The sequence below is a fragment of the Tsukamurella sp. DT100 genome, from assembly GCF_049844855.1.
Taxonomy (GTDB): domain Bacteria; phylum Actinomycetota; class Actinomycetes; order Mycobacteriales; family Mycobacteriaceae; genus Tsukamurella.
In genome coordinates this window covers 25,358-50,994 of record NZ_JBNCLV010000006.1, presented here as the reverse complement: position 1 = coordinate 50,994, position 25,637 = coordinate 25,358, and the positions used below count along the sequence as shown (strand labels likewise).

At 71.3% G+C, this 25,637-nt stretch carries 30 protein-coding genes and 1 tRNA gene; 19 read left to right on the top strand and 12 right to left on the bottom strand.

Annotation, left to right across the window (positions count from 1 at the left end):
- Positions 1-8: 8 nt before the first annotated feature.
- Positions 9-473: a GatB/YqeY domain-containing protein gene (locus ACLQ3K_RS15515; protein ID WP_224648249.1), complete on the bottom strand. Its 465-nt coding sequence runs from the start codon at positions 471-473 to the stop codon at positions 9-11.
- 53 nt (positions 474-526) lie between these two features.
- On the opposite strand from ACLQ3K_RS15515, the gene ACLQ3K_RS15510 reads away from it, so the two are divergent.
- The 3 genes from ACLQ3K_RS15510 to ACLQ3K_RS15500 all read left to right on the top strand — a co-directional run bounded on the left by ACLQ3K_RS15510 (position 527) and on the right by ACLQ3K_RS15500 (position 1,969).
- Positions 527-1,477 carry a metallophosphoesterase gene (locus ACLQ3K_RS15510; RefSeq protein WP_426000539.1) on the top strand — a complete coding sequence of 317 codons (951 nt, stop codon included), beginning with the start codon at positions 527-529 and terminating at the stop codon, positions 1,475-1,477.
- A 55-nt stretch (positions 1,478-1,532) separates the two neighbouring features.
- Positions 1,533-1,606: transfer RNA gene (locus ACLQ3K_RS15505), tRNA-Pro, on the top strand.
- 111 nt (positions 1,607-1,717) lie between these two features.
- Positions 1,718-1,969: a hypothetical protein gene (locus tag ACLQ3K_RS15500; RefSeq protein ID WP_224648253.1), complete on the top strand. Its 252-nt coding sequence runs from the start codon at positions 1,718-1,720 to the stop codon at positions 1,967-1,969.
- A 77-nt stretch (positions 1,970-2,046) separates the two neighbouring features.
- Here ACLQ3K_RS15500 and ACLQ3K_RS15495 read toward each other — a convergent pair whose 3' ends face one another.
- Entirely contained in the window at positions 2,047-2,433 is a 387-nt protein-coding gene (locus ACLQ3K_RS15495) for a YunG family protein (RefSeq protein ID WP_224648255.1), read from the bottom strand.
- 85 nt (positions 2,434-2,518) lie between these two features.
- Here ACLQ3K_RS15495 and ACLQ3K_RS15490 point away from each other — a divergent pair, with 85 nt between their 5' ends.
- A complete protein-coding gene (locus ACLQ3K_RS15490; RefSeq protein WP_426000536.1) occupies positions 2,519-3,256 on the top strand; it encodes a class I SAM-dependent methyltransferase in 738 nt (245 codons plus the stop codon).
- Positions 3,257-3,407: 151 nt separating this feature from the next.
- On the opposite strand, the gene ACLQ3K_RS15485 is transcribed toward ACLQ3K_RS15490, so the two are convergent.
- Positions 3,408-3,827: a hypothetical protein gene (locus ACLQ3K_RS15485; RefSeq protein ID WP_426000534.1), complete on the bottom strand. Its 420-nt coding sequence runs from the start codon at positions 3,825-3,827 to the stop codon at positions 3,408-3,410.
- A gap of 238 nt (positions 3,828-4,065) precedes the next feature.
- Between ACLQ3K_RS15485 and ACLQ3K_RS15480 the strand changes: the two genes are divergently transcribed.
- The 3 genes from ACLQ3K_RS15480 (at position 4,066) to ACLQ3K_RS15470 (ending at position 6,700) form a co-directional block, all read left to right on the top strand.
- Positions 4,066-4,296 (top strand): hypothetical protein, encoded by a 231-nt coding sequence (locus tag ACLQ3K_RS15480; protein ID WP_224648262.1) that lies wholly within the window; start codon positions 4,066-4,068, stop codon positions 4,294-4,296.
- Between the two features lie 158 nt (positions 4,297-4,454).
- Entirely contained in the window at positions 4,455-5,291 is an 837-nt protein-coding gene (locus tag ACLQ3K_RS15475; RefSeq protein ID WP_426000532.1) for a hypothetical protein, read from the top strand.
- 41 nt (positions 5,292-5,332) lie between these two features.
- Positions 5,333-6,700, top strand: coding sequence for an MFS transporter (locus tag ACLQ3K_RS15470; RefSeq protein WP_426000530.1), 1,368 nt, complete (start codon positions 5,333-5,335; stop codon positions 6,698-6,700).
- A gap of 21 nt (positions 6,701-6,721) precedes the next feature.
- Here the strand turns inward: ACLQ3K_RS15470 and ACLQ3K_RS15465 are convergent, their stop codons facing one another.
- Entirely contained in the window at positions 6,722-7,156 is a 435-nt protein-coding gene (locus ACLQ3K_RS15465) for a hypothetical protein (protein WP_426000528.1), read from the bottom strand.
- The gene (locus ACLQ3K_RS15460; protein WP_426000526.1) at positions 7,153-7,761 is read right to left on the bottom strand and encodes a class I SAM-dependent methyltransferase; all 609 of its coding nucleotides are present in this window, start codon (positions 7,759-7,761) and stop codon (positions 7,153-7,155) included. Before ACLQ3K_RS15460 ends, ACLQ3K_RS15465 begins: the two co-directional genes overlap by 4 nt.
- A gap of 90 nt (positions 7,762-7,851) precedes the next feature.
- Here ACLQ3K_RS15460 and ACLQ3K_RS15455 point away from each other — a divergent pair, with 90 nt between their 5' ends.
- The 3 genes from ACLQ3K_RS15455 to ACLQ3K_RS15445 all read left to right on the top strand — a co-directional run bounded on the left by ACLQ3K_RS15455 (position 7,852) and on the right by ACLQ3K_RS15445 (position 9,767).
- Entirely contained in the window at positions 7,852-8,643 is a 792-nt protein-coding gene (locus tag ACLQ3K_RS15455; RefSeq protein ID WP_426000524.1) for an acyl-CoA thioesterase domain-containing protein, read from the top strand.
- Positions 8,640-9,419, top strand: a complete 780-nt coding sequence (locus tag ACLQ3K_RS15450) for a crotonase/enoyl-CoA hydratase family protein (protein ID WP_224648274.1) — start codon at positions 8,640-8,642, stop codon at positions 9,417-9,419. Before ACLQ3K_RS15455 ends, ACLQ3K_RS15450 begins: the two co-directional genes overlap by 4 nt.
- Positions 9,420-9,536: 117 nt before the next feature.
- Positions 9,537-9,767, top strand: a complete 231-nt coding sequence (locus tag ACLQ3K_RS15445) for a hypothetical protein (protein ID WP_426000522.1) — start codon at positions 9,537-9,539, stop codon at positions 9,765-9,767.
- Here the strand turns inward: ACLQ3K_RS15445 and ACLQ3K_RS15440 are convergent, their stop codons facing one another.
- Positions 9,768-10,487, bottom strand: a complete 720-nt coding sequence (locus ACLQ3K_RS15440) for a PaaX family transcriptional regulator C-terminal domain-containing protein (protein WP_426000520.1) — start codon at positions 10,485-10,487, stop codon at positions 9,768-9,770. It abuts the gene before it with no gap.
- A 738-nt stretch (positions 10,488-11,225) separates the two neighbouring features.
- On the opposite strand from ACLQ3K_RS15440, the gene ACLQ3K_RS15435 reads away from it, so the two are divergent.
- Positions 11,226-12,875 carry an acyl-CoA dehydrogenase family protein gene (locus ACLQ3K_RS15435; RefSeq protein WP_426000518.1) on the top strand — a complete coding sequence of 550 codons (1,650 nt, stop codon included), beginning with the start codon at positions 11,226-11,228 and terminating at the stop codon, positions 12,873-12,875.
- Between the two features lie 357 nt (positions 12,876-13,232).
- Here ACLQ3K_RS15435 and ACLQ3K_RS15430 read toward each other — a convergent pair whose 3' ends face one another.
- Both ACLQ3K_RS15430 and ACLQ3K_RS15425 read right to left on the bottom strand, forming a co-directional pair.
- Positions 13,233-14,021, bottom strand: a complete 789-nt coding sequence (locus ACLQ3K_RS15430) for a hypothetical protein (RefSeq protein ID WP_426000516.1) — start codon at positions 14,019-14,021, stop codon at positions 13,233-13,235.
- Positions 14,022-14,023: 2 nt separating this feature from the next.
- The gene (locus tag ACLQ3K_RS15425; protein WP_224650626.1) at positions 14,024-16,549 is read right to left on the bottom strand and encodes a penicillin-binding protein; all 2,526 of its coding nucleotides are present in this window, start codon (positions 16,547-16,549) and stop codon (positions 14,024-14,026) included.
- 245 nt (positions 16,550-16,794) lie between these two features.
- Between ACLQ3K_RS15425 and ACLQ3K_RS15420 the strand changes: the two genes are divergently transcribed.
- Positions 16,795-17,109 carry a WhiB family transcriptional regulator gene (locus tag ACLQ3K_RS15420; protein WP_224650628.1) on the top strand — a complete coding sequence of 105 codons (315 nt, stop codon included), beginning with the start codon at positions 16,795-16,797 and terminating at the stop codon, positions 17,107-17,109.
- Between the two features lie 105 nt (positions 17,110-17,214).
- On the opposite strand, the gene ACLQ3K_RS15415 is transcribed toward ACLQ3K_RS15420, so the two are convergent.
- Together ACLQ3K_RS15415 and ACLQ3K_RS15410 are read right to left on the bottom strand one after the other, a co-directional pair.
- Positions 17,215-18,315 (bottom strand): ArsA family ATPase, encoded by a 1,101-nt coding sequence (locus ACLQ3K_RS15415; protein WP_426000514.1) that lies wholly within the window; start codon positions 18,313-18,315, stop codon positions 17,215-17,217.
- Positions 18,312-19,352 carry an ArsA family ATPase gene (locus ACLQ3K_RS15410; RefSeq protein WP_224650632.1) on the bottom strand — a complete coding sequence of 347 codons (1,041 nt, stop codon included), beginning with the start codon at positions 19,350-19,352 and terminating at the stop codon, positions 18,312-18,314. Before ACLQ3K_RS15410 ends, ACLQ3K_RS15415 begins: the two co-directional genes overlap by 4 nt.
- 139 nt (positions 19,353-19,491) lie before the next feature.
- Between ACLQ3K_RS15410 and ACLQ3K_RS15405 the strand changes: the two genes are divergently transcribed.
- The 3 genes from ACLQ3K_RS15405 to ACLQ3K_RS15395 are packed head-to-tail and all read left to right on the top strand — an operon-like array spanning position 19,492 to position 20,929.
- Positions 19,492-19,656 carry a hypothetical protein gene (locus tag ACLQ3K_RS15405; protein ID WP_426000511.1) on the top strand — a complete coding sequence of 55 codons (165 nt, stop codon included), beginning with the start codon at positions 19,492-19,494 and terminating at the stop codon, positions 19,654-19,656.
- Positions 19,653-20,117 (top strand): RidA family protein, encoded by a 465-nt coding sequence (locus ACLQ3K_RS15400; protein ID WP_224650635.1) that lies wholly within the window; start codon positions 19,653-19,655, stop codon positions 20,115-20,117. Before ACLQ3K_RS15405 ends, ACLQ3K_RS15400 begins: the two co-directional genes overlap by 4 nt.
- Positions 20,114-20,929 (top strand): MBL fold metallo-hydrolase, encoded by an 816-nt coding sequence (locus ACLQ3K_RS15395; protein WP_426000509.1) that lies wholly within the window; start codon positions 20,114-20,116, stop codon positions 20,927-20,929. Before ACLQ3K_RS15400 ends, ACLQ3K_RS15395 begins: the two co-directional genes overlap by 4 nt.
- A 163-nt stretch (positions 20,930-21,092) precedes the next feature.
- Here ACLQ3K_RS15395 and ACLQ3K_RS15390 read toward each other — a convergent pair whose 3' ends face one another.
- Both ACLQ3K_RS15390 and ACLQ3K_RS15385 read right to left on the bottom strand, forming a co-directional pair.
- Positions 21,093-21,767: a Crp/Fnr family transcriptional regulator gene (locus tag ACLQ3K_RS15390; protein WP_068523121.1), complete on the bottom strand. Its 675-nt coding sequence runs from the start codon at positions 21,765-21,767 to the stop codon at positions 21,093-21,095.
- Between the two features lie 195 nt (positions 21,768-21,962).
- On the bottom strand, positions 21,963-22,178 hold the full coding sequence (locus ACLQ3K_RS15385; RefSeq protein ID WP_068626517.1) for a hypothetical protein: 216 nt from the start codon (positions 22,176-22,178) through the stop codon (positions 21,963-21,965).
- A 75-nt stretch (positions 22,179-22,253) separates the two neighbouring features.
- On the opposite strand from ACLQ3K_RS15385, the gene nth reads away from it, so the two are divergent.
- From nth to ACLQ3K_RS15365, 4 genes are read left to right on the top strand one after another with little or no spacing between them, the layout of a single operon-like run.
- Entirely contained in the window at positions 22,254-23,024 is a 771-nt protein-coding gene (gene nth / locus ACLQ3K_RS15380; protein ID WP_426000506.1) for an endonuclease III, read from the top strand.
- Positions 23,021-23,713: a TlpA family protein disulfide reductase gene (locus ACLQ3K_RS15375; protein ID WP_426000504.1), complete on the top strand. Its 693-nt coding sequence runs from the start codon at positions 23,021-23,023 to the stop codon at positions 23,711-23,713. The genes nth and ACLQ3K_RS15375 overlap by 4 nt, the downstream gene beginning before the upstream one ends.
- Positions 23,710-24,420 (top strand): CoA pyrophosphatase, encoded by a 711-nt coding sequence (locus ACLQ3K_RS15370; RefSeq protein ID WP_336670844.1) that lies wholly within the window; start codon positions 23,710-23,712, stop codon positions 24,418-24,420. The genes ACLQ3K_RS15375 and ACLQ3K_RS15370 overlap by 4 nt, the downstream gene beginning before the upstream one ends.
- Positions 24,417-25,616 carry a MarP family serine protease gene (locus ACLQ3K_RS15365; protein WP_426000502.1) on the top strand — a complete coding sequence of 400 codons (1,200 nt, stop codon included), beginning with the start codon at positions 24,417-24,419 and terminating at the stop codon, positions 25,614-25,616. Before ACLQ3K_RS15370 ends, ACLQ3K_RS15365 begins: the two co-directional genes overlap by 4 nt.
- Positions 25,617-25,637 lie beyond the last annotated feature (21 nt).

Genomic DNA, 25,637 nt, shown 5'->3' with positions numbered 1-25,637 from the left:
CGCCACCGTCAGGCCAGCCGGGCCTTGACGGCGGACGAGAGCCGCTTGCCGTCGGCGGCGCCCGCGGCCTTCGCGTTGGCGACCTTCATGACCTGGCCCATCTGGCGCACCGTCGGCGCCTCGCCGAGCTCCGCGGTCACCTCGGCGATCGCGGCGTCGACGAGGGCGTTCAGCTCGTCGTCGCCGAGCTGCTTCGGCAGGTAGCGGGACATGACCTCGGCCTCGGCGCGCTCCTTGGCGGCCAGCTCGGCGCGGTCGTTCGCGTCGAAGATCTCGGCGGCCTCGCCGCGCTTCTTCACCTCGCGCGCGACCACCTTGAGGAACTCCTCGTCGGTCAGCGCGTGCGCCGTGCCGGAGGTCTCCTCGTTCTGGATCGCCGACAGCAGCATGCGCAGCGTGCCGGTGACCAGGACGTCCTTGGCCTTCATCGCGGTCTTGAGGTCGTCGCGGATAGCGGCCTTCACTTCTGACATGACGTCCAAGTTACGCGGTGTGCGAGGGTGCGGCAGCTGAGTATCCTGGGGGAATGGCAGTTCATCCTCTTCTCAAGGCCGGCGCCGGGCTGGCGGGCGCGGGTGTCGCGTCCCTCGCCTACGCGGGAGTCTTCGAGCGCAACGCCTTCACGCTGCGTGAGCACACGCTGCCGATCCTGCCGCCGGGCACGCCCACGCTGCGGATCCTGCACATCTCGGACCTGCACATGACGCCCGGCCAGCGGCTCAAGCAGGCCTGGGTGCACGAGCTCGCCGCGCTCAAGCCGGACCTGGTGGTGAACACGGGCGACAACCTGTCGCACCCGCGGGCGGTCCCGTCGGTCGTGCAGACCTTGAACCCGCTGCTGGGCCGCCCGGGCCTGTTTGTCTTCGGTTCCAACGACTACTTCGGGCCCACGCCGAAGAACCCGGCGAAGTACTTCGACAAGGATCACGAGCGCAAGCACGGCGAGCCCCTGCCCTGGCAGGACCTGCGGGCCGCGTTCGCCGAGCGCGGCTGGCTGGACGCGACGCACCAGCGGCGGCGGCTCGAGGCCGGCGGGGTCACGATCCAGGTGGGGGGTGTCGACGATCCGCACATCGAGCGGGACCGGTACGAGACCATCGCCGGGCGCGCCGACGAGTCCGTCGACCTGCGGCTCGCGCTCACCCACTCGCCGGAGCCGCGCGTGCTGGACCGGTTCGCCGACGACGGCTACGACCTTGCGCTCGCCGGCCACACGCACGGCGGGCAGCTGTGCCTGCCGGTGTACGGCGCCCTGATCACCAACTGCGGGCTGGACCGGTCGCGGGTGAAGGGTGCCTCCGCGTGGGGCGCGCACATGAAGCTGCACGTGAGCGCCGGGCTCGGCACGTCGCCGTGGGCGCCGTTCCGCACCTTCTGCCGGCCGGAGGCCTCGCTGCTCACCCTCGTCGGCGCGCCGGTGCGCGACCGGGAGGTCGAGCTCGGGCCCGTCATCGCGCCGGAGGCGGTACAGGCCTGACCTGGCGATTTCCTGCCCGACGGTGGCTGTAGTAATCTATTGCAGGTTGTCACCACGGGGTGTGGCGCAGCTTGGTAGCGCGCTTCGTTCGGGACGAAGAGGTCGTGGGTTCGAATCCCGCCACCCCGACTCGTTGGTTGAGACGACAGCAGGGCCCCTGATCAGTGGAAACACTGGCCAGGGGCCTTACTTGTTCCTCAATGGCCCGGGCGTTGGGTCGAGTCGATGCAGGGGAAGAGCATGAACGCTGAACCCGAGCCCTTCCTGCGGATCAAGCTCACCGCAGACGGGGACGCGCCCTTCACGGTCATGTTCGAACCGAGCGGGATGACGTACGACCTCGGCGGCGGGCAGTTCATGCTGGCCGACGTCGTGAATCCTTATGGCAATGAACTCGAGATAGATCATTGGCAGGGCGGGGTCTCCGTCTGGGCACCCGGCGCGGTGGTCACCCGCGACGCCGAGGGCGCGGAACTCCACAGGCTCAATTAGCGGAGGGATCGTCGTTCTTGGACGGTGGTTTGCAGTGTGTAGCAGCTCTTCCTGATCCGGCTGAGATCAGCGTCTGTTCAGGCGTGCCGTTGCGCGAGCAGGCAATCGACGCGGCGCCGAAGAATCCTGTACTCGGTGTCCAATCGTCCTGGCTGAGTTGGACGCTCGACTGCATTGCCGCCGACGACGACCTCCTTCGTGTCGAACTGTGCGCGGGTGAAGTCGACCTCCTCGCCGCTCGGGAGCAGATTCCACCAGTGATAGTCCACTCGTTCGCCATGGATATGGACCTCACCGCGCACGAGGCGTCCACCGAAATGGTCGTGTACGACGAGGGCGGAAGTGCCGCATTGGCCGCGTGCGACATTAGTCGTCGACCACTGGCGGACATCCTCCGGAGCGCAGGTATCCGGGCCCCACGACGCGCGAAGCGCCTGGTGCAGATCATCCAGAGTCGGCGTCATGGGAGGAGCGTAGCGAGGAGGTCGGACATGCTGATCGACTTTCGGTCCCAGTGCCGCCCGCATCCTGCGTCGGTACCGTCGAAGCATGGGGACTTCGACGCCACCGCCCGGATCGGGTACCGCCGCAGCGTACGACCCGATAGCCGAGGCGTACGCGCAGGAGAACGCGACGAGCCTCCTCAACGAGTACTACAACCGGCCGGCGATCCGAGCGTTGCTCGGCGATGTCGCGGGTAAGCACATCCTCGATGCAGGCTGTGGTTCCGGTCCGACGCTCGTCGACCTCGTCGAGGATGGCGCGACGGCGGTCGGCATCGACGGCAGCGCGGCCCTGATCGATATCGCCCGCGAGCGCGTCGGCAACGACGTGGAGCTGCAGGTTGCTGACCTCGCCGCGCCTCTGCACTTCGGCGACGCCGTCTTCGACGACGTGGTCTGCTCGCTCGCCCTGCACTACCTCGAGGACTGGCACGCCCCGCTCGCGGAGTTCCGCCGCGTGCTCAAGCCCGGTGGCCGGGTCATCCTCTCCGTGGAGCACCCGTTCGTCATGTTGTTCACCCAACTCCAGGCCGGTCACACGCCGAACTACTTCGACACTCGGCCGCGCACGGAGTCCGAGATGGCAGGGATCACCGGTGAGCTCACCTTCTGGGACCGATCGCTCGCCACGATGTTCCGGACGTTCGTCGAGAGCGGATTCCGCGTCACCCACATGGATGAACCCGGCCCCGCGCCCGAGGCGCTGGAGCGGTTCCCCGACTTCTTCGCGGACAAGGACGATCCGCGGTTCCTCGCGTTCCTGTTCGTCGTAATGGAGGCGTGACCTCGCTGTTGCGCAGGCTCGCCGCCACCGGCGAGCGCAGTCTGTCATCACGGTGTGGCGCAGCTCGGTATCGCACCGAGCGCGGTGATCGCCCGCGCCGCCGAGGGCACGGAGATCCTCCGGCTGAGCTAGCGGCGGGACCGTCGTCGGGCTACTGCGCGTTGGGGCAGAGAGTCTCGTGCAGTGCTCGTTGTGTCGCGGGAGACGATGTCGCGGTGAACCGGCAGGTCGCTCGTCCATTGACGTAGAGCGCGTACAGGGGCTCGTCGCCGATGAGCCGGTTGGTGACTCGCACCTGCTCCTTGGTCGTGTCGCTCTTCGTTCGGTGCAGGACTTCCCGGTTCTGCTCACAGAGCAGCACGCGGTGCTTACCGACGGCGCCCGGTTGGAGCGTCGGGAGGAGCTGGTCCCAGTTCGTCTCGTCGAACTGCATCCGCCACGACGTCGTGAACTCCTCTTGCGACTTCCAGTCGGCGTCGCCCGCGTAGGCGGGCGAGGTCATCCGCTGCCAGTCCTTCTCGACCAGTCGGCTGAACGCGCCGTTCAATTCCTCGTACGAAGGGTTCTGCACGTCTCCGAGTGACGCGCAACTGGGGAGCCCTTCGTCATCTCCGCTGATGAGGCTGCAACTCGCACCTCCCAGTGCAATGGTGGCCACGATCAGTGCGGCCGACGATCGACGTCGCATGGTGGGAGTCTATCCAGTTCGTGAAAGGTGCATTCGGCGCGTGGCGCCTGGAAGTGTTCGCCGGGTCGGCTTGCTGCGAAACCTCCTCGACCAGGCACGACGACCGTGACACCATCGCTGTATGGCTGATGACCACACGCTGCTGAGATCCATCTCGCAGGCGAACCCGAGGGGCGCCGGCCAGGGCGACCTGCCGGCGCTGCTGCGTCGGTTCGCCGACACCGTCGAGGCGCTGGGCACCGTCGAGGTGGAGGACCTCGTGATGCACGACGAGATCACCGAGGACGGGAGCTGGCTCAGCTTCACGCTCTACTACTCGAAGCCGCGGCTCGCGGCGGTACCCAACGACTGAGGCCGCGTGAATCCACCGCCGGCGGACGGATCCATCGGTGTGTCTGTTTCGTGAAGACGGTTGACGCGGATACCCCCAGGGGGTATAAATCCAAGTACCCTCAGGGGGTACCCGCACGACGGTGGATCCGCCGCGCACGCACACCGAAGGAGCACGTCATGGACCACAGCGCACACGCCGCCGCACCGTTCCCGCAAGGGCTGCAGACCGCGGAGCAGGGCTACCGCATCACCCCGGCGCTGACGATCATCGACGCCGGCCGCACCCGCGTCGAGTTCGCGATCCTCGGCCCCGACGACGCGCCGGTCACCGCCTTCGACGTGCAGCACGATCGAAAGCTGCACTTCATCGCCGTCCAGCGCGATACCAGTGGATTCCAGCACGTGCACCCCGTCATGGACGCGGCCGGCACCTGGTCGGTCGAGCTGGACCTGACGCCGGGCGTGTGGCGCTTCTTCGCCGACATCGCCCCGACGGCGCTCGGCGCGGGCATCGTCCTCGGCGCCGACGTCGCCGTTCCCGGCGACTACCGGCCCCGCGACCTGCTCGAGCGCCGCACCGTCTCGACGGTCGACGACTACGTCGTCACGCTCGACGGTGCGCTCCTGCCGGGCGAGGGGGCCGAGCTCCGCGCCCGCATCACCCGCGGCGGGATCCCCGTCACGGACCTGCAGCCGTACCTCGCCGCCTACGGCCACCTCGTCGCGCTGCGCGCCGGCGACCTCGCCTTCCTGCACGTCCACCCCGAGGGCGACCCGACGGACCCCGCCACCCCTGCCGGCCCGGACATCCGGTTCCACGCGATGGCCCCGTCGGCGGGCACGTACCGGCTGTTCCTCGACTTCCAGCACGCCGGCACCGTCCGGACCGCGGACTTCACGCTCGTCGCCGGCGAGCCCGCTCCGTCCGCGGCGTCGGAGGCGCCGGTCGACGGCGCGGAGCCCGTCGCGCACGGCGGCCCGCACAGCAGCCATCACGCCGCGCACCACCACTGACCCGCATCCACTACTTCGGCACCGAACTCAGGAGAGATACCGTGGGTCCCTTCGCGAACCGCGACTTCCGGCTGCTGTTCAGCGCGCAGATCGTCGCCCTGCTCGGCACTGGCCTGACCACCGTTGCGCTGGGCCTGCTCGCCTACGAGATCGCGGGCTCCTCGGCCGCAGTCGTGCTCGGCACCGCGCTCACGATCAAGATGGTGCTGTACGTGGTCATCGCGCCGCTCGCCGCGGCGTACGTCGACCGGCTCCCGCGGCGGGCGTTCCTGGTGGCGCTCGACGTCGTGCGCGCGGGCATCGTCCTCGCCCTGCCCTTCGTCACCGAGGTCTGGCAGATCTACGTGCTCATCGGCACGCTGCAGGCGGCGTCGGCGGCGTTCACGCCCACCTTCCAGGCCGTCATCCCCGACATCATCACCGACGAGCGCGATTACACCACGGCGCTGTCCGCGTCCCAGGTCGCCTACACGATGGAGAGCCTGGTCAGCCCCGTCCTCGCCGCGCTCGCGCTCCTGCTCATCGACTTCGACGTCCTGTTCCTCGGTACCGCAGTCGGATTCGTCGTCTCCGCATTCCTCGTCCTCAGGGCGACGGTGCCCGACGCGCGCCGCGCGCCCGCGGGCGGTCCCGCCGACCGCATCCTCTCCGGCGTCAGGCTGTTCGCGCGCACCCCGAGCCTGCGGGGCGTCTTCGCCGTGAACTTCGCGGTGGCCGCCGCCGGCTCGATCGTGGTGGTCAACACCGTCAACTACGTCCGCGATCGACTGGGCGGCAGCGAGTCCCAGGTAGCATGGATGCTCGCCGCTTCCGGCGGCGGCACCCTGCTCGTGGCGCTGGCCGTCCCGCGCCTGCTGGACCGGTTCTCGGAGCGGTCCGTGATGCTCACGGGCGCAGTGCTACTCACCGTCGCGGCGGTCGGCGCCGTCGCGATGGCCGCCGCCGACACCCCGTCGTGGGCGCTCACCGCGGCGGTGTGGTTCGCGAGCGGCGCCGGCTCCGCCATGGCGATCACCCCCACCGGCAAGGTGCTCCGCGCCGCGGCGGCACCCAGCGACGTGGCCGCCGTCTTCGCCGCCCAGTTCTCCCTCTCGCACCTCGCCTGGCTCATCGCCTACCCGATCGCCGGCTGGGGCGCGAACCGTTTCGGGCTCGTCCCGGCCTGGGCGCTCCTCGCCGGAATCGCCGCCGCCGGAGCGATCCTCGCGCCCGCTCTGTGGCGCCGCGGTCCCGTCGCGCTCCCCGCGCCCACGACCGCGGGCGCGACCGTCGCGGCACCGTCGGGCACGGAGGACCGCACGCCGGAGCGCGAGCCCGACCTGGTGCCCGGCAGCCCCGCCTGGCGGCACACGGCTGCCGCAGGCGGCACGCTCACCGAATGCCAGTGCACCTGCGGTCAGGCCGCCTGACCGCCGCAGCGCCGGCGGCGGTCACCAGGCCGCGACGAACCCCGCGAGAAGGACTGCGAACGCACCGATCTCGGCGACGATGAGTGCCAGCATGAAACCCCGCACCCCGGGCGCGGGCGGCGCGAGCTGGTTCTCCGTGTCCCGACGCGCGCCGTGCCAGCAGTAGCTGGCGATCGCCGCGACGAAGAAGAACACCAGGATCGCGGCCGCGGTCAGGTCCACCCACTGCGGCCACGCGCTGAGCTCCACGAAGACCGCCGCCAGTGCGATGGCGAAGGAGTACAGCAGCGCGGCGCGGTGGGCGATGTCCACGTAGACGTGCGCGTGGTGCTCCGGGGAGGTCATGATCCCGTGGTACTTCCACACCCCGAGGGCCAGCGCCCACAGGAAGACGAGACCGGAGGCGAGGAGCGTCAGCCGGGTGTCGAGGCCCAGCGCGGTGGCGTCGATCGTCATGCGTGCGCGCGACCGAGCACCAGCGGCGACGTCGGGATCGGCACCCACGCGGGCGCCAGCATCCGGTCCTCCACCGTGGTCACCGCGAAACCCGCCCCGCTGATCAGTCCGACGGCGTCGCGGTGCGCATGGCAGTTCCCGAACAGCCGCGGCCAGACGGTGGCGTCCGCCGCCTTCTGCAGTCCCTCCAGCATCCCGCCCCGCGCGGCGACGTGCTCGAGGAAGCGGAGCTCGCCGTCGGGCCCCAGGAATCCGCGGACCTGCCGGACCGCGCCCTCGGGGTCGGGCAGCGAGCACAGCACCAGGCTGAACACCACGGCGTCGAAGGGCTCCGCGGCGACGTACTCGTCGAGCCGCTCGGGCCGCACCTCGACGCGCGCGTCCGCCACCGCAGACGCCTCGGCGCGCAGGGCGTCCTCGGGCTCCAGCGCGACCACCGTCGTGACCTCCGGCGGGTACAGCGCGAAGTTCGTGCCGGTGCCCGCGCCCACCTCCAGGACCCGTCCCGACAGCCCGGCCAGGTTGCGTCGCCGCAGCTCGGTCAGCAGCGGCGGCTCGTTGCGCACCAGCCGCGGCCACATCTTCACGAAGAACGAATCGCCCATGCTCCATCAGTACCCCATGGCCGCCTCCGCGGCGGCGTTCCGGTGGATGCGAGTACAGGGCGCGCGGCGGCGCCTGGTAAACCCAATGGAATGACCACCCCGGAGGTACCCGCGCAGTTCGCCCGCAGCGGCGGCGGCTTCGATTCGCTGCCCGCCGCGGAGGGCCGGTGGGCGCCCGGCACCCTGTCGGGGCCGGCGATCGCCGGCCTGCTCGCGCAGGTCCTCGACACCGAGTTCGGCGAGGGCCTCGTCGGAACCCGCTGGCACTGCGATATGTTCCGCATGGTCCGTTCCGGCCACCTCGACGTGCGCACCCGCCTTGTCCGCTCGGGTCGCCGCATCCGCGTTGCGGAGGCGGAGATCATCCAGAACGACAAGACCGTCGTCCGCGCCGCCGTCACCTTCTACCACCGGGCCCCGCAGCCCGACGGTGCCGTCTGGTCCGATCCGCACGTCCCCGCCCCGCCGCCGCCCGGCGCCCCGCGCCTCGCGATGGCCGGCGGCAGCGGCGAATACGTCTCGTCGGACACCCCGGAGCACTGGGCCACCGCCGAGCGCAAGCGCGTCTGGACCCGCGGCTGGCGCGTCCTCGACGGCGAGGAGACGACGCCCTTCGCCCGCACCGCGATGGTCTCCGATTGCACCAACCTGGTGACCGGCATGGGCACCGGCGGCGTCGAGACCATCAACGGCGACGTCTCCATGGCCATCGCCCGCGCGCCCCGCGGCGACGAGATCGGCCTGGAGGCAGATCAGTTCGTCATCGTCGACGGCATCAGCATCTCCTCGGCCAGCATGTTCGACCGCGACGGCCGGTTCGGCGTCTGCACCGTCACCGGCATCGCCACCGGCTCCGCCGTCCACGGGCCCACGTCGTCATGAGCGTCGTCGTCAGCCGGCGCGGACCGGTCACCGTCGTCGAGATCGACCGGCCCGACGTGCGCAACGCCGTCGACCGCGCCACCGCCGAGGCCCTCGCCGACGCCTTCCGCGCCTTCGACGCCGACCCCGACGCCGCCGTCGCCGTGCTGCACGGGCGCGGCGGGACCTTCTGCGCGGGAGCCGATCTCAAGGCCGTCGCCGCCGGCACCCCGAACCGCGTGGAGCCCGACGGGGACGCGCCGATGGGAGTCTCGCGGATGCGGCTGAGCAAGCCCGTCATCGCGGCGATCGAGGGGCATGCCGTGGCCGGCGGCCTCGAACTCGCCATCTGGGCGGACCTCCGCGTCGCCGCGACCGACGCGGTCCTCGGCGTCTTCTGCCGCCGCTGGGGCGTGCCCCTCATCGACGGCGGCACCGTGCGCCTGCCGCGGCTCATCGGCGCGAGCCGCGCGATGGACCTCATCCTCACCGGGCGGCCCGTCGACGCGGCCGAGGCCGAGGCGATCGGCCTGGTCAACCGCACCGTCGAACCCGGGACGGCCCTGGAGGCCGCCGTCGAGCTGGGGCTGCAGCTCGCCGGATTTCCGCAGACCTGCCTGCGCAACGATCGCCTCTCGATGCTCGACGGGGAGGCGGAGTCCGAGGCCGAGGCGCTCGGGATCGAGTACCGGTACGGGCTCGCCTCCCTCGCCGACGGCGCCGTCGCGGGCGCCACCCGGTTCTCCGACGGTGCGGGACGGCACGGCGCGTTCCGCGACGAAGGACCTGTGCGATAGCGACGATTCGTCGGGTAACGGACACGCAACGGTCACCTGCAATTCGTCACACCGGTCACAGCAGCCACCTAGTGTGCAGGTGAACGGCCCGCTCGGGGCCGCGCAGAAGGGAACATCATGGGGCTCGCCGGCGTCCGCAGCGAACTCAACGATCTCACCACTCAGCTCACGACCATCGCCGCGTCCATCGGCCGGACCGGCGACGACCTCCAGATCGACGCCCGCAGCCTGCACGAGACCGGCTCGTGCGACGCGGTCAACTCCATCGCCCGCCGCCTCGACGACCAGGGGCTGCAGCTGCGCCGCCTGCAGGCGCGGATCACGAAGGTGGTCGACTCGCTCGCCTGATCAGCCCCGGCCGATCCGCATCGCGGCCAGCCACGCGCGGAAGTCCGCGTAGGCGGCGGTGAGCTCGTCCGCCGGCCAGTCCGCCGGCCGCAGCTCCGGCGGGAGCAGCGGATCCCGGTAGAGGTGCCGCACCACCGAGACCATCGTCAGGAAGCGCGCCTGCCCGTCGTCGCCGGCGTCGGCGATCGCGCCCAGCAGCGCGCGCCCGTGCCGGGACCATTCCGGCAGGTCCCACAGCGTGCGCGCCAGGTCGACGGGGTCGTCGTCCGGCCGCGCGGTGAAGCGCGCGGTCACCTGGCGCACCGTCGTCGGGAGCATGCGGTCGAGGTTCGCGGGCCGCATCCACACGCCCTCGCGCAGCTCCGCGAGGCGCAGTCGGGTCATCTCGGTGCGCAGCTCGGCGCGGTCGCCGGCGCTGCGACCGCTGGTGGTGACGATCGCCGTCTCCCAGGTGCCGTCCCAGGGCAGTGTCACGGGGGAGTCGGTGCGCGCCTGGCGCCGGGCGAGGCGGTCCGACAGCGCGTAGCGCCCGCCGTCGCGGACCAGATCACCGGCGGACACCATGCGCGACATCGCCGCTCGCGTCGTGGATTCGGAGACTCCGAACAGCCGCATCGCGGCCACGATCTCGCGACCCTCCAGCTCCGGCGGGTGCGCGCCCAGCAGCAGGCTCAGCACGGCCGAGCGCGCCGAGACCGTCGTGGTGAGGGGCGTGGACATCGGCGTCGACGCTACACCGCGGGGGTGGGGTCGCCGGGTCAGCGGTGTGCGAGCCGGCGCCGTCGGTGGCCCTGCGGAACTGCAGGGGCGGGCGACGGTGCTGCGTGGTCGTGACTCTCGGATTCTGTCCGGTTCGGACAAGTGCGGTGCACGGGCGGCCGCGCCTCGGATGCGTGCGGCTCGGCGGGCGATGTGCGGCGCCCGCCCTGGTCAGAGCGGTCGATCCGTCGGCGGTCTCCGGCGCGCGGCGGCGCATAGTGCACCGGCCACCGTGCCGTCGATGCAGGCTCCGTCGTCCCCCGCGCGGCGCCGAAAGGAGGCTCCGGCGTTCGCTTCCCTACGGAACGTCGTGCGTGAGGTGGGGGACCAGTCGTCCCCCGCGCGGCACCGATTCCCGCACGAGAAGCCAGCTCTCCCACGCCCAACGCCGATTCCCCGTGGCGTGCCGCGTGCCCTCAGCCGTCCTCCGCGCGGTGCCGCGCTGCTCGTCCGAATGTTCCAGACGTGAGACCTGGGCCGTGTCCGAATCGGACAGAATCCGAGAGCGGCGTGAGCGCCGAAGGCAAGGGCGCGGCCCCACGCCCCACGCCCCTCGTCCCCCGCGGCACGGCGGGCGGTCGGGTGCTCGGTTGGGCCGCCCACCACGAGTTCATTGCATATCTGGTGCGACTGTCGCCGATATGCAACACTGGGGTGACGGCCCGGACGGGCCGCGCACCGTCGAACGAAGGAGCAGGCGTGCCGACCCATGACGTGACCAATCAGGCGCCGCCGCTGATCGGCTTCAACACCGCCGAGACCCCGATGATCGACGATGCGCTGCGGCGCGCCCACGTCGACGCTGCGCAGCTGGACGCGATCCACGCGCTCGGCGCGCTCGGCGGCACGGCCGAGGCCCTCGAATGGGGCGACCTGGCCGAGGCGCACCCGCCCGTCCTGAAGACGCACGACCGGTACGGCAACCGCGTCGACGAGGTGGTCTACGACCCGGCCTACCACCAGCTCATGAAGGTCTCCGTCGAGCACGGCCTGCACGCCGCGCCGTGGGCCGAGGCCGACCCGAACGCGCACCTGGTGCGCGCCGCCAAGTTCAGCGTCTGGGGTCACGTCGATGCCGGGCACGGTTGCCCGATCTCCATGACCTACGCCGTGGTCCCCGCGCTGCGCGCCAACGCCGAACTCGCCGCGCAGTACGAGCCGCTGCTCACCGCGAAGGAGTACGACTTCGGCCTCCGGGCGCCGCTGGGCAAGCGCGGCCTCATCGCCGGCATGTCGATGACGGAGAAGCAAGGAGGCTCGGACGTGCGCGCGAACACCACGCGCGCGATCCCGCAATCCGATGGGACGTACCGGATCACGGGCCACAAGTGGTTCACGTCCGCGCCGATGTCGGACCTGTTCCTCACGCTCGCGCAGACCGAATCCGGCGTCTCCTGCTTCTTCATCCCGCGCGTGCTGCCCGACGGGACGCGCAACGTCTTCGCCCTGCAGCGGCTCAAGGACAAGCTGGGCAACCACTCCAACGCCAGCAGCGAGGTCGAGTACGACGACACCGTCGGCTGGCTCGTGGGCGAGGAGGGCCGCGGCGTCCGCACCATCGTCGAGATGGTCAACATGACCCGCCTCGACTGCGTGCTCGGCACCGCCACCGGCATGCGCGCCGGGCTCGCGCAGGCCACGCACCACGCCGCGCATCGGAAGACCTTCGGCGCCGACCTCATCGACCAGCCGCTCATGCGCAACGTGCTCGCCGACCTCGCCGTCGAGGCCGAAGGCGCCACCACCGCGGGGCTCTGGCTCGCGGGCCTCACCGACCGGTCCGTCGCCGGAGACGAGGACGCCTCGCTGCTGCGCCGGATCGCCCTGGCCGTCACCAAGTACCACGTGTGCAAGCGCGGCCCCATCCACGCCGCCGAAGCACTGGAGTGCCTGGGCGGCAACGGATACATCGAGGACTCGCGCATGCCGCGGCTGTACCGCGAGGCGCCGCTGCTCTCGGTCTGGGAGGGCTCCGGCAACGTCGCCGCCCTCGACGTGCTGCGCGCGATGGCCCGCGAGCCGCAGGCCGTCGCGGCCTTCTTCGCCGAGCTGGACGCCGCCACCGGCGCGGACACCGCGTACGACGAGGCCGTCGCGAAGCTCAAGGGCTCCTTCGGCGCACTGGACCTCACCGACCAGGTCGCGATGCAGTTCGGCGCGCGCCGCCTCGTCGGCGACATGGCCGCCGCGCTGCAGGGCTCGCTCCTGGTGCGCTACGGGCACCCCGCCGTCGCGGATGCCTACACCCGCACCCGCCTCGCGGGCGACCGCGGCGACGTCTTCGGCACCCTCCCGCAGGGCGTCGACACCGCCGCGATCCTCGACCGCGCTACGCCGAAGGTCGGCTGAAGGCTCCGGTGGGATCGACCGTCGCGCGCCCCGACCGATCGACGGTCGTGCGACCGGGCACGGCTCCCGGGTCCGTCGAACGGGGGACGACAACGCCGGCGATACCCGCTTCAATGCGAAGCATGGAGAATTCCGCACCACGGCAACCGGATACGACGCGCGGCCGTCGTTCGCCTGCATCGCAACTCCACCGATCACTGGGGCCCGCGTTGATCCTCGTCGGAGCCGTGCTCGCGGTGGCGTTCCCCGATCTCAGATTTCTGTGGTTCCAGGGGCGACCACTGGGGCTTCTGCTCGTGATCATCGGTCTGTGGGAGACCGTTTCGACGTTCCGAGCGTCGCGCTGACGCTCCCGAGTCATGAGGTCAGTATCGGCCACATCGCCGGAGCGATGACGTCCTTGAGCTCAGCCCACGGGACGGTGATCCCTCGGTAGTCGCCTTCGGCGTGCGATACACCGGCGAACACGACGAGCCCGTCCGTGCCGGGGATCCAATCGGCCATGTCGCGCGCCGGGTCCGAGAGGAACGGGACGGTCCCGACCGCGGCCGCGTGTTGCTTCACCAGCGCGGCGAGCCGTGCCAGCCCGGCGTCCGGGGTGGCGAACAGATCCGTGAGCAGCACGGGGCGCGCGGTCTCCGTCGCGATGACGACCGTGCCGATCAGGGTGGTCGGGTGGGCCCCACGCGAGATGTAGGTGCTCGTCAGGAGTACGCCCGCGACCACGCCCGGCCCGAGACGGGTGACGCCGGAACGACGCCCGTCCGCCAGGCTCCCGTCCCGGACAGTCATCGTCCCCTGGATCCGATCGGGGAGCTTCAGCTGTGGTTCGAGCGATGCTCGCATCGACGAGTTGAACCGTTCGGCGACCGCGGGCGACCCGCCGCTCACCGTCGGAATCCCGACGTCGAAGGTCACCGGGCCGTCCGTGCCGGTGCGCCGCTCCGTGCCCGCGGCGTACCCATCGCGGGCGGGCACGGTCGCCGCCGACGCGGGCGAGGTCGTGGACGGGCCGGCGGAGACCACCACGGAACCGGCGGAGGCACCGGTCGTGCCGGCGGGCTCGGCCGGGCGGTCGCCGCACGCCGTCACCACGGTCACCGTCGCCGCGACGAGGAGACCGGTGGCGACCCGGCGTGCGTCCATCGTCAGTTGCCCGGGGGCTCCGGCGCCGGTGTCTCCACCGGGCCGCCGCCGCGGCCGCCCGCGCCGGGGATGGTGAACTGGCCGAAGCCCGGGATGGTGATGGTGGTGCCGCCCGGCCCCGTCTGCACGCCCGGTGCCGACGGGTTCGACGGTGCCGGCGCGATCCCGTTCGACAGGTTCAGCGTGATCGTCGAGCCGGGCTGACTGAATCCCGACGGCGACGTCGACACGACGGTGCCGTTGGCCGCGGAGTTGTTGACCCACGCCACCGTGGTCTTGAAGCCCGCCGCCTCGACGCGGGACTTCGCCGCCGCCTGCGTGAGCCCGATGACGTTGGGGATCTTGCCGGGGCCGAAGCCGTCCTTGTACTTCGGATCCACGGGCGGCAGGGAGACCGGGCCGTAGATCGTCGAGATCGGCTTGAGCGCTGTGTACCAGGCCGTCGCCGGCTCGTTGCCGCCGTAGACGTTGCCGTCGCCGCACGGGCGCAGCGGGCTCGTGCAGATCGGGCCGGGGGAGTTGCCGTCGTTGTAGACGTAGCTGGCACCGGCGTACTGGTTCGTGTACGCGAGGAAGGCCGAGGAACGGAAGGTCTCCGTGGTGCCGGTCTTGCCGGACAGCGGCAGCGTCCAGCCCGCGCGCGAGGCCGCGCCGGCCGACGTACCCGCACCGCGGTCGTCCGCGCTGAGCGCGTTGGCGAGGGTGTTCGCCAGGCCCTTCTCGATGACCTGCTCGCACTTCTCCGACTTGTAGGGCACCGGCGTGGTCTCCGGCTTCCCGTCGGGCCCGACGGTCTGGATGCCATCGCTGTTGCGCTTGGGCTGCGTGATCGACTGGATCGGGTTCGCCGGGCACCAGACGCCGCCCGAGGCCAGCGTGGCCGAGACGTTGGTCAGCTCCAGCGCGCTCACCGCGGTCGGGCCGAGCGTGAACGACGCCAGGTTCTGCTTCTTGAACATGTCGGCGAGGCTGTCGTTGCCGAAGCCCGAGCTGCCGGGCTGGGTGTACGAGCGCAGGCCGAGCTTGACCGCCATGTCGACGACCGGGGTCACGCCCACCTGCTCGATGAGCTTGATGAACGGGGTGTTCGGCGACGTGGCGAGCGCCTGCGTCAGCGACATCGAGTACGGGTAGGGCCCGGCGTTCTTCACGCAGTAGGAGTCCGACGGACAACCGGCGTAACCACCGTGGCCCATGCCCTTGACCTGCACCGTGGACGGGACCGTCACGTTGGTGTCCAGGCCCATGCCCTTCTCCATCGCCGCCGCGACGGTGAAGATCTTGAAGGTCGAGCCCGCGCCGTCGCCGACCTGGGCGAAGGGCTCGGGCTGGACGGTCTGCCGCTTGCCCACGTCCAGGCCGTAGACCCGCGAGGAGTTCATCGCGACGATGTCGTGCGACGTCTCGCCCGGCTTGATCACGTTCATGACCTGCGCGACGTTCGACAGGGTCGGACTGGCGGTGGCGTTGAGCGCGGCCTGCACCGAGTCCTGCACCCGCGGGTCGAGCGTGGTGCGGATCGTGTAGCCGCCGCGCATCACCGTCTCCTTGGGGATGCCCGCCTCGGAGAGGTACTGCAGCACGTAGTCGCAGAAGTAGCCGCGGTTCGCGACCGCGGAGATGCAGCCGCCCGGGAGAGTGTTGGGGCGCGGCAGCACGCCGAGCGGCGTCCGCTTCGCGGCCTCGTACTCCGCCGCCTTGTCCGGGAAGTTCGCGACGAGGGTGTCGAGCACCGTGTTGCGCCGCTCGATCACGCCCTGCGCGTTGGCGTACGGGTTGAGCGACGAGCTCGACTGCACCATCCCGGCGAGCATCGCCGACTCCTGGATGTTCAGCTGCGAGGCGCGCTTGCCGAAGTAGGTCTGCGCGGCCACCTCGATGCCGTAGGCGCCGTTGCCGAAGGGGACCAGGTTGAGGTATCGCGCCAGGATCTGCTCCTTGGCGATCACCTTGGCCTTGGCGTCGTCGACCCCGTGCTCCTGCTTGGCGCGCTCGGTGAGCGTGCGCTCGAGGGTGAGCGCCATCCGCACCTCGCGGAGCTTGCGCGCCGGGGTGGTGGCGACCGCCGCGCGCCGGTCCGCGTCCGACTTCGCGAGGACGAGCAGCTGGTAGTTCTTGATGTACTGCTGATCCAGCGTGGACGCGCCCTGCTGCACCTCGCCCGCGGACTGGTTCTTGAGGAAGGCGCGCACGGTGCCCTGGTAGTCGACGCCGTCGTGCTCCATGAAGCGCTTGTCCTCGATCGAGATGATCGAGCGCACCATGTCGGGCGAGATCTGATCGAACGGGACCTGCACGCGGCGCTGGTCGTACAGGTAGGCCATGGGCGCGCCGGTCGAGTCGGCGACCGTCGTGACCTCCGGGACCTGGCCCTCCAGCAGCTCGGAGCTGATGTTGTCGACGGTGTCCGCGGCGCGGTTCGAGATCAGGCCGAGCCCGCCGACGTAGGGGAACAGGACGCCGGCGACCAGCAGTCCGGCCAGCAGGACGCAGCCGGCCAGCTTCGCGATCACTCCGGGTTTCGACACGGTCACCAGGATACGTGCCGACCCGCCGTGAACCCCGGTCCCGACGCGCCGACCAGGCGATCGGTACGGGCGTGCTGGATTTCTTGGACCACTGTTCGATTTCCCTCGGCCCTCGACTTGTGTCCGTCGTGTGATTCAGGTAACACTATTGCAGACGATGTGGCGAGCACCTCGATCGGCCCCCCGCACACCTCCGGGATGGGCCGTCACCGGGTCCGGGCCGCACCACGCGAAAGGGGAGTCACATGACAAGTGCACGCGTTCTGGTCGACGACGAAGACCGCCTGGTTTGGGTTTCCAAGGCCAAGTGTCGCGAGGTCGATCCCGACGAGTTGTTCGTCCGCGGCGCCGCGCAGCGCAAGGTCGCGACCATTTGTCGTCACTGCCCCGTCCAGCTCGAGTGCGGCGCCGATGCGCTCGACAGCCGCGTCGAGTTCGGCGTCTGGGGCGGCATGACCGAGCGTCAGCGCCGCGCGCTCCTCCGCCAGCACCCCGAGGTCACCAGCTGGCGCTCCTTCTTCGAAGCCCAGCGCGACCGCAAGCGCGTCGCCGCGGGCTGATTCCCCGGCTCCCGTCCGGGAGTGACCAGGGCCTCGTACCGCTCGACGGTGCGGGGCCCTTTCGTTTGTCCAGCTACCCTTTTCGTCGTGCGAGCCGACCGGGGCTCAGGACCCGACGATCTGCTCGGCGACGGCCTGCAGCGCCTCGAGGTTCGCCACCTCGAACGGGAGCGAGGGCACCCCGACCACCGGCACCGTCGGGCAGCGGCCGACGAAGGCGCCGAGCATCTGCACCTCCCGCGCCGCGATCTCCGCGCGCCAGGCGTGCACCCGCAGCAGACCCTCCGCGGTGCGCGCGGCATCGTCGGACCCGAGGCGGCTCGCGGCCTCCCGGGCCTGCTCCGCGCCGATCGCCGCCAGCCCCGGATGGGTGCGGTTGACGATGAGCCCGGCCAGCGGCATCGACTCGCCGGCGAGTCGTTCCACGAAGTAGGTGGCCTCGCGGAGCGTGTCCTCCTCGGGCGAGGCGACCACCACGAACCGGGTGCTGGGGCGGGCGAGGAGTGCGTAGGTCTGGTCGGCCCGCTCCTGGAAGCCGCCGATCAGGGAATCCATCTGCGAGACGAACGTCGAAGCGTCCGAGAGCATCTGGCTGCCCACGATGGTGGACACGAGCTTCAGTGCGATGCCCATGCCGCCGGAGACGAGCCGGCCGATGCCGCGGGTGGGCCCCGCGATCAGGCCCATCAGGCGCGAGTCCAGCATCGAGCCGAAGCGCTTCGGGGCGTCCAGGAAGTCGAGGGCGTTGCGCGACGGCGGGGTGTCGACCACCACGAGGTCCCAGCGGTCGTCGGCGGTGAGCTGGCCCAGCTTCTCCATCGCCATGTACTCCTGCGTGCCGGAGAACGACGAGGCCACCGTCTGGTAGAACGGGTTCGCCAGGATCTCCTGCGCCCGAACGGGATCGGCGTTGGAGGTGACCATCTCGTCGAAGGTCCGCTTCATGTCGAGCATCATCGCGTGCAGCGTCCCGTCGCCCGGGACGGTCACGGCCTGCGGCTCGTTCGTCAGGTCCGCGACGCCCAGCGCCTGCGCCAGCCGGCGCGCGGGGTCGATCGTCAGCACCACGACCCGTCGGCCGTGCTCCGCCGCCCACAGCGCCATCGCCGCGGCCGTCGTCGTCTTGCCCACGCCGCCGCTGCCGCAGCACACGACGACGCGCGTGCCCGGATCCAGGAGCTGCGGGCCGAGTTTCAGGTCGATCATCGGACTCCCGCCTCGACCAGCGCGCCCGACAGCTCGCGGACGCCGTTCAGGTCCACGCCGCCGGTGAGCAGCGGCAGTTCCAGCCGGCCGGGAGCGTCGATCGCGTCCAGATCCTCGCGCGCCTCGTCCTGCCCGCGCACCGTCCGCGCGAACTGGATGGTCTCGGTGAGCAGCCCGGCCAGGTCGTCGTCGGAGAGCGGCAGCCCGGCACCGTCGAGCGCGGCCCGCACGGCCGGACCGTCCACGGTCCCGTCGGCGGCGGCGTCGAGCTCCGCGTCGGAGAGCAGCTGCGGCAGCGAGCGGTTCACGATCACGGCACCGACCTTGAGGTCCAGCGCGTGCAGCTCCTTCACGGCCTCCGCGGTCTCCTGGAGGGGAAGGGATTCGAGCAGCGTCACCAGGTGCACGACGGTGTCGGGGGAGTGCAGCAGGCGCACCACGCGGTCGGCCTGGCCCGCGATCGGCCCGGCCTTCGCGATCTCCTTCATCGCCCGCGTGACGTCGAGGAACTTCCCGATCCGGCCCGTGGGCGGGGCGTCCACCACGATCGCGTCGTAGGTGTAGCGCCCGTCGCGCGCGCGGCGCTGCGTGCACTCCATGATCTTGCCGGTGATGAGGATGTCCTTGAGGCCCGGCGCCAGCGTCGTCGCGAACTCGATGGCGCCGATCGACTTGAGCGCCCGCGCCGCCAGGCCCATGCCGTAATTGGTCTTGAGGTAGTCGAGGAACGTGGCCTCGACGTCCATCGCCAGCGCGTGGATCTCCCCGCCGCCGTCGGCCGTCGCGATCTTCGTCTCGGTCGGGGGCAGCTCGTCCACCTCGAAGGTCGGGGCGATGCCGCCGCGGCCCTCCACCTCGATGAGGAGGACCTTCTTGCCGCCGGAGGCGAGGGCCAGGGCGAGTGCCGCGGCCACCGTCGACTTGCCGGTGCCGCCCTTGCCCGACACGAAGTGCAGCCGGGACTCCCGCAGCCCTTCCGGCCAGGTCGTCCCCGCGTCCTGCGCGACCCCGCCGGGGTCCGCCTCACTCACCACCACGTTCGGAGCATATCCATACCTCCGTACACGGCCGGGCCGTTAACGTGAACCTTCCCCGGCAATGCGACCGAGAACACGTTCTGCGCCGGCGTAGGGATCGCGCCTGTCGCGCCGCGCCCGCGGTGGATAGGGTGATGCCATGAGCGAGAAGACCACCTGGGAGTACTCCACCATCCCGCTGCTGACCCACGTCACCAAGCAGATCCTCGACACCTGGGGCGCCGACGGCTGGGAGCTCGTCACCGTGCTCCCCGGCCCGACCGGTGAGCAGCACGTGGCGTACATGAAGCGGGCCACGTCGTGACCGCCTCCGCGCGCCTCGCCGAGCTGGGCATCGTCCTGCCCGACGTGGTGCCCCCGCTGGCCGCGTACGTCCCCGCGACGCAGGTCGGCGACTTCGTCTACACCTCCGGCCAGCTGCCGATGCGCGACGGCGAGCTCGTGGCGCAGGGCAAGGTCAGCGAGAACCGCGAGGGCATCGTCCACCTCGAGGACGCGCAGTTCGCTGCCCGGCAGTGCGCGCTGAACGCGCTCGCGGCGATCCACTCCCTCGTCGGCATCGACTCGGTCAAGCGGATCGTCAAGGTCACCGGCTACGTCGCCTCGGCGCCCGGCTTCTCCAACCAGGCGCAGGTGCTCAACGGCGCGTCGCTGCTGCTCGGCGAGATCTTCGGCGACGCGGGCGTGCACGTCCGGTCGGCCGTCGGGGTCGCGGAGCTGCCGCTGGGTGCGCCCGTCGAGGTCGAGCTCACGGTCCAGGTATGACCGAGCACCCGGCGCCGGGGAAGCTGCGGCAGGTCACGCCCTACGCGGCGGTGCTGCTCTGCGACAACCCGTCGGTGATGACGCTCGAGGGCACCAACACCTGGATCCTGCGCGCCCCGGGGCGCGAGGAGGCCGTCGTCGTCGACCCCGGGCCCAAGGGCGACAAGAAGCACCTCAAGCGGGTCGCCAAGGCGGCGGGCACGGTCGCGCTCACCCTGGTGACCCACCGCCACGCCGACCACACCGGCGGCCTCAAGCGCTGGGAGGAGCTCACCCGCAGCCCCATCCGCGCCTTCTCCCCGACGTACTGCATCAACACCGCGACGCCGCTCACCGGTGGCGAGGTGATCGAGGTCGCGGGTCTGCGGATCACGGTGCTGCACACGCCCGGGCACACCGCGGACTCGCTGAGCTTCCTGGTCGACGGTGCCGAGGGCGAGCCCGGCGCACTGGTCTCGGGCGACACCATCCTGGGGCGCGGCACCACGGTGCTCGACGCGAGCGACGGGACCCTCGCCGACTACCTCGGCTCACTGGAGTCGTTGTCGACGGTGGCCGCCGGCCGCGTCCTGCTGCCCGGCCACGGCCCCGACCTGCCCGACGCGGCGCCCGTCGTCGCCGCGTACGCGGCGCACCGTCAGGACCGGCTGCAGCAGGTCCGCGACGCGCTCACGGAGATGGGCGTCAGCGCAGCCGACGCCAAGCCCATGAAGGTCGTCAAGCACGTCTACCGCGACGTGGACAAGAAGGCCTGGCCCGCCGCCCGCATGTCGGTCAAGGTCCAGCTCACGTATCTAGCCGAGCACGGCTGACAGGGCGACCGGACGAGCGAGGGCACGGTCGGGCCGCGCACGACCACGAAACCAGGGATGGGGCGGGGAAACGCTGCGAACGCTTCTGCAGTTCCCGAGGCGATAGCCGAGGGCGCGAAGCCTAGTGAGCAGCGATTCTCCGCCCCATCCCGGGTGGAAACGGTCAGCGAGCCCGGCGCGCCAGACGCTCCGAATCGGTGATCACCACGGACTTGCCCTCGAGGCGCAGCCAGCCGCGGTGCGCGAAGTCGGCCAGCGCCTTGTTCACGGTCTCGCGCGAGGCGCCCACGAGCTGCGCGATCTCCTCCTGCGTGAGGTCGTGCGTCACCCGAAGTGCGCCGTTCTCGTGCGTGCCGAAGCGCTGCGCGAGCTGCAGCAGCTGCTTGGCGACGCGGCCGGGGACGTCGGTGAAGATGAGGTCGGCCAGGTTGTTGTTGGTGCGGCGTAGGCGGCGGGCCAGCACGCGCAGCAGCTGCTCGGCGATCTCGGGCCGGTCCCGGATCCACGCGCGCAGGGCCTCGCGGTCCATCGTCATCGCGCGGACCTCGGTGATGCAGGTCGCGCTCGACGTGCGGGGGCCGGGGTCGAAGATCGACATCTCACCGAACATGTCCGACGGGCCCATCACGGACAGCAGGTTCTCGCGGCCGTCCGGGGAGCGACGGCCGAGCTTCACCTTGCCGGACAGGATGATGTACAGCCGGTCGCCGGGCTCGCCCTCGTTGAAGATGACGTGGCCACGGGGGTAGTCGACCTCGTGCAGATCCTTGGTGAGCGCATCGACCGCGCCCGGCTCGACACCCTGAAAAATGCCGGCCCGCGCCAGGACCTCGTCCACGGGGTACCTCGTTCCTTGATCGACGACCGTCGCAGGCGGACATCGCCGCGACCTGAAGTGTGAGTTTATGCAGCGTTCCGTGCAGATGTGGGAAATCGCACAGACGACTACTGGAAAGGTTACCCGTTCACATGTCGAAGGGCACGACGGCGTTCCGCATTCGGGCCGCTCGGGCCCCGACCGTACTCCTCCGGATCAGCTGGCGCGGCGCTCCGCTCCACCGTCGAGGTCGAGGCTGTCCACGGCCTTGGGGAGGCCGATGCGCGCCAGCGTCTCGACGTCGGGCGCCTCGTCGTCGCCGGTCGCGGGGGGCGCGACGGGCTCGGCGGTCACCCGCGTCTCGATCCGCTCCATGGCCAGAGCGAAGAGCATGAGTACCACCGGGAACAGCAACCCGAGCAATCCTTGCATGCCGGACAGTAAACACAGCCAAGGTCTCGATACGGCAACGAACGAGCCACGGCACCGTCGTTAGAATCGGTTCCCATGCCCCCGGAGCCGGAAACCCACCTCGGACTGGTGCGCCGTGCCCGGCGGATGAATCGGACACTCGCCACCGCTTTCCCCCACGTGTACTGCGAACTCGACTTCACCGATCCGCTCGAGCTCTCGGTGGCCACGATCCTGTCCGCGCAGTGCACCGACGTGCGCGTGAATCAAGTCACACCGGCGTTGTTCGCGCGTTACCGGACGGCCGCCGACTACGCCGGGGCGAACCGGGCGGAGCTGGAGGAGTACATCCGCTCGACCGGCTTCTACCGCAACAAGGCCACGTCGATCATGGGGCTCGGGCAGGCGCTCGTGGACCGCTTCGACGGCGAGGTGCCGCGCACCATGAAGGAGCTGGTGACGCTGCCCGGCTTCGGCCGCAAGACCGCCAACGTGATCCTCGGCAACGCCTTCGACGTCCCCGGCATCACCGTCGACACGCACTTCTCGCGGCTCGTGCACCGTTGGGAGTGGACCGAGGAGAACGACCCGGTGAAGATCGAGCACGCCGTCGGCGAGCTGATCCCGCGCAAGGAGTGGACCCTGCTGAGCCACCGCGTGATCTTCCACGGCCGCCGCGTCTGCCACGCCCGCAAGCCCGCGTGCGGCGTCTGCGTGCTCGCCAAGGACTGCCCGTCGTTCGGGACCGGACCGATCGACCCCGCCGAGGCCGCGGACCTCGTCAAGGGCCCCGAACGCGACCACCTGCTCGAGATCGCGCCGCCCCCGCCCCGTCGGCGCCGCGTCCAGCCGGGGGCCGCCCGGTGACCGAGCCCGAGAAGCCCGACGCCGGGCGCGAGCCCGCGCCCCTGCTGCCCGGCGAGCGGAGCCGCATCCCCGCCGGCGTGCGGTGGATCATCGTCTGCGCGATCGTCGCCGTCGCCCTGGCCGTGGCCATCTGGCCCCGCGGGAACGACGGTGCTGCGGCCCCGACGACGCCGGCGGCGGCACCGTCGACCAGCACGAGCCCCGGCCAGCTGGCGGCCGCGCGCACCCGGGCGGCCCTGCCGCCCTGCCCGGCGGGCATCGGCGCGACCGCCCTCGCCGGCAGGAACCTCACCTGCCTCGGCGACGGCGCGCCCGTCGACCTGGCGATCCCGGGGAACAAGCCCGTCCTGCTCAACATCTGGGCCTGGTGGTGCGGGCCGTGCCGCGTCGAGCTACCCGTGCTCGCCGACGTCGCGGCGCGCGCCGGCGACCGGCTGACGGTGCTCGGCGTGCACGCCGACCCCAACGCGGTCGCGGGGCTGGACCTGCTGGCCGAGCTCAAGGTCGCGCTGCCCACCGTGCAGGACCCGCAGGGCGTCGTCGCGACGGCCCTCGGCGCGCCGCGGGCCTACCCCGTGACCGTTCTGTTGCGTTCCGATGGCACTGTGGCCGGTGTGCACGCCCAACCCTTCACGTCCGTCGACGAGGTGGCCGCCCTGCTGCGGACCGAGCTCGGAGTCACCCTGTGAGCGCGCCGCGGTGGCTGGACCCGCTGCTCGGCAACCTGGGCGACGTGGCGAGCGAGATCGAGCAGCGCGGCGGCGCCGTCGCAGCCCTGCAGCGTGTGCGGAACCCGCGCCGCGCGTCCGTGCTCATCCTGTTCGACGGTGACCCGTCCGCGTCCGGGGCGACGCCGCCCGAGGATGCGACGGTGCTGCTCACCCAGCGCGCCTCCGCGATGCGGCAGCACGCGGGGCAGGTCGCCTTCCCCGGCGGCGCCCGCGATCCCGAGGACGCCGACGACGTGGCCGTCGCGCTGCGCGAGGCGTGGGAGGAGACCGGTCTCGACCCCGAATCGGTCGAGATCGTCGCCGAGCTGGACCCGATCGAGGTGCCCGTCTCGGGCTTCCGCGTGGTCCCGGTCATCGGCTACGCGGCGAGCCCGCCCGAGGTCCGCGCCGTCGACCCCGCCGAGACGGCGCTGGTCCGGCGCGTGCCGCTGGCCGAGCTCATCGACCCCGCGCACCGGTTCATGGTGCGCAAGTCCTTCTACCGCGGCCCGGCCTTCGCGGCCGGCCCGATGCTGGTGTGGGGCTTCACCGGCGGCCTGGTGAACGCGCTGATCGGCGCGGCGGGCTGGGAGCAGCCCTGGGACACCGACGACGTGCGGCCGCTCACCGACGAGGTGCGCGCCGCGGCCGCCCGCGCCCAGACCTGGCAGGAGAGCGCTCGATGACCGGTTCGACCTGGGTCGACGTGATCGTCGTCGTCCTCATGATCCTGGCCGCGATCTCCGGCTACCGGCAGGGCGCCGCCGCGTCCGTGCTCGCCTTCATCGGCGTGGTGCTCGGCGCCGCCGCCGGCGTCCTGCTCGCCCCGCACGTCCTCGGCTCGGTCGACGATGCCAAGGGCCGCCTCATTCTCGGCGTCGGCCTGTTGGCCGGCCTGGTGATCATCGGCGAGCTCTCCGGCATGGTGCTCGGGCGCGCGGTGCGCAGCTCGATCCGCAGCACGGGCCTGCGCACCGTCGACTCGGGCGTCGGCGCCGTGGTGCAGGTCGGCGCGCTGCTGGTGGCGGCCTGGCTGGTCGCGATCCCGCTCACCTCGGCCGCCGCGCCGCAGGTCTCGCGGTCGGTCAACGGCTCGGCGGTGCTCGGCGGCGTCAACGACTTCGCGAAGGTCGTCGGCGCCGACGGCCTGCCGCAGAAGTTCTCCGCGATCATCGACGACTCCGGGCTGCCGCAGGCGCTCGGCCCGTTCGTGAACACCCCGGTGGTCAGCGTGGAGACGCCCGACCGGGTCGACTTCACCGACCCGGCTGTGCAGCGCGTCCGCTCGTCCGTGGTCCGCATCGACGGCCAGGCGCCGTCGTGCAGCCGCGCGCTCGAGGGCTCGGGCTTCGTGGCGACGCCGGGCCGGGTGGTCACCAACGCGCACGTCGTCGCGGGCACCCGCAGCGTGCAGGTCACCGTCGACGGGACGAAGAAGTACAGCGCGCAGGTCGTCTACTTCGACGCGCAGACCGACGTCGCGGTGCTGAACGTGCCGGGGCTGCAGGCCAAGCCGCTGCGGATCGTCTTCAACGGCGCCAAGCCCGGCGATCCCGGCTTCGTGCTCGGCTACCCCGGCGGCGGCCCGCTGACGCTGTCGTCGTCGCGGGTGCGCAGCCAGCAGACCCTCGAGGGACGCAACATCTACCGCGACGCGCAGGTCCGCCGCGACGTCTACCTGCTCCGCGGGCAGGTCCGCCCCGGCAACTCGGGCGGCCCCGTCTTCGACCGCGAGGGCAACGTGGTCGGCGTGATCTTCGGCGTGGCCGTCGACGACGCCGACACCGCCTTCGCGCTCACCGCCAAGCAGGTCGAGCCCGCTCTGCAGGCGGGGACCACCGCCACCGCGGGTGTCTCGACGGGGGCCTGCGTCAACCGCTAGGCCCGCCGGGCGCGGGCCGGC

What these genes read in the sequence shown, in the direction of transcription:
- ACLQ3K_RS15475 (WP_426000532.1), top strand. Translation starts at nt 4,455, where the DNA reads ATGGACCACAGCGCACACGCCGCCGCACCGTTCCCGCAAGGGCTGCAG.
- ACLQ3K_RS15420 (WP_224650628.1), top strand. Translation starts at nt 16,795, where the DNA reads ATGACAAGTGCACGCGTTCTGGTCGACGACGAAGACCGCCTGGTTTGG.
- ACLQ3K_RS15365 (WP_426000502.1), top strand. Translation starts at nt 24,417, where the DNA reads ATGACCGGTTCGACCTGGGTCGACGTGATCGTCGTCGTCCTCATGATC.
- ACLQ3K_RS15500 (WP_224648253.1), top strand. Translation starts at nt 1,718, where the DNA reads ATGAACGCTGAACCCGAGCCCTTCCTGCGGATCAAGCTCACCGCAGAC.
- ACLQ3K_RS15385 (WP_068626517.1), bottom strand. Translation starts at nt 22,178, where the DNA reads ATGCAAGGATTGCTCGGGTTGCTGTTCCCGGTGGTACTCATGCTCTTC.
- ACLQ3K_RS15490 (WP_426000536.1), top strand. Translation starts at nt 2,519, where the DNA reads ATGGGGACTTCGACGCCACCGCCCGGATCGGGTACCGCCGCAGCGTAC.
- ACLQ3K_RS15455 (WP_426000524.1), top strand. Translation starts at nt 7,852, where the DNA reads ATGACCACCCCGGAGGTACCCGCGCAGTTCGCCCGCAGCGGCGGCGGC.
- ACLQ3K_RS15515 (WP_224648249.1), bottom strand. Translation starts at nt 473, where the DNA reads ATGTCAGAAGTGAAGGCCGCTATCCGCGACGACCTCAAGACCGCGATG.
- ACLQ3K_RS15465 (WP_426000528.1), bottom strand. Translation starts at nt 7,156, where the DNA reads ATGACGATCGACGCCACCGCGCTGGGCCTCGACACCCGGCTGACGCTC.
- ACLQ3K_RS15430 (WP_426000516.1), bottom strand. Translation starts at nt 14,021, where the DNA reads ATGGACGCACGCCGGGTCGCCACCGGTCTCCTCGTCGCGGCGACGGTG.
- ACLQ3K_RS15480 (WP_224648262.1), top strand. Translation starts at nt 4,066, where the DNA reads ATGGCTGATGACCACACGCTGCTGAGATCCATCTCGCAGGCGAACCCG.
- ACLQ3K_RS15450 (WP_224648274.1), top strand. Translation starts at nt 8,640, where the DNA reads ATGAGCGTCGTCGTCAGCCGGCGCGGACCGGTCACCGTCGTCGAGATC.
- ACLQ3K_RS15510 (WP_426000539.1), top strand. Translation starts at nt 527, where the DNA reads ATGGCAGTTCATCCTCTTCTCAAGGCCGGCGCCGGGCTGGCGGGCGCG.
- ACLQ3K_RS15405 (WP_426000511.1), top strand. Translation starts at nt 19,492, where the DNA reads ATGAGCGAGAAGACCACCTGGGAGTACTCCACCATCCCGCTGCTGACC.
- ACLQ3K_RS15495 (WP_224648255.1), bottom strand. Translation starts at nt 2,433, where the DNA reads ATGACGCCGACTCTGGATGATCTGCACCAGGCGCTTCGCGCGTCGTGG.
- ACLQ3K_RS15415 (WP_426000514.1), bottom strand. Translation starts at nt 18,315, where the DNA reads ATGATCGACCTGAAACTCGGCCCGCAGCTCCTGGATCCGGGCACGCGC.
- ACLQ3K_RS15395 (WP_426000509.1), top strand. Translation starts at nt 20,114, where the DNA reads ATGACCGAGCACCCGGCGCCGGGGAAGCTGCGGCAGGTCACGCCCTAC.
- ACLQ3K_RS15460 (WP_426000526.1), bottom strand. Translation starts at nt 7,761, where the DNA reads ATGGGCGATTCGTTCTTCGTGAAGATGTGGCCGCGGCTGGTGCGCAAC.
- ACLQ3K_RS15440 (WP_426000520.1), bottom strand. Translation starts at nt 10,487, where the DNA reads ATGTCCACGCCCCTCACCACGACGGTCTCGGCGCGCTCGGCCGTGCTG.
- ACLQ3K_RS15445 (WP_426000522.1), top strand. Translation starts at nt 9,537, where the DNA reads ATGGGGCTCGCCGGCGTCCGCAGCGAACTCAACGATCTCACCACTCAG.
- nth (WP_426000506.1), top strand. Translation starts at nt 22,254, where the DNA reads ATGCCCCCGGAGCCGGAAACCCACCTCGGACTGGTGCGCCGTGCCCGG.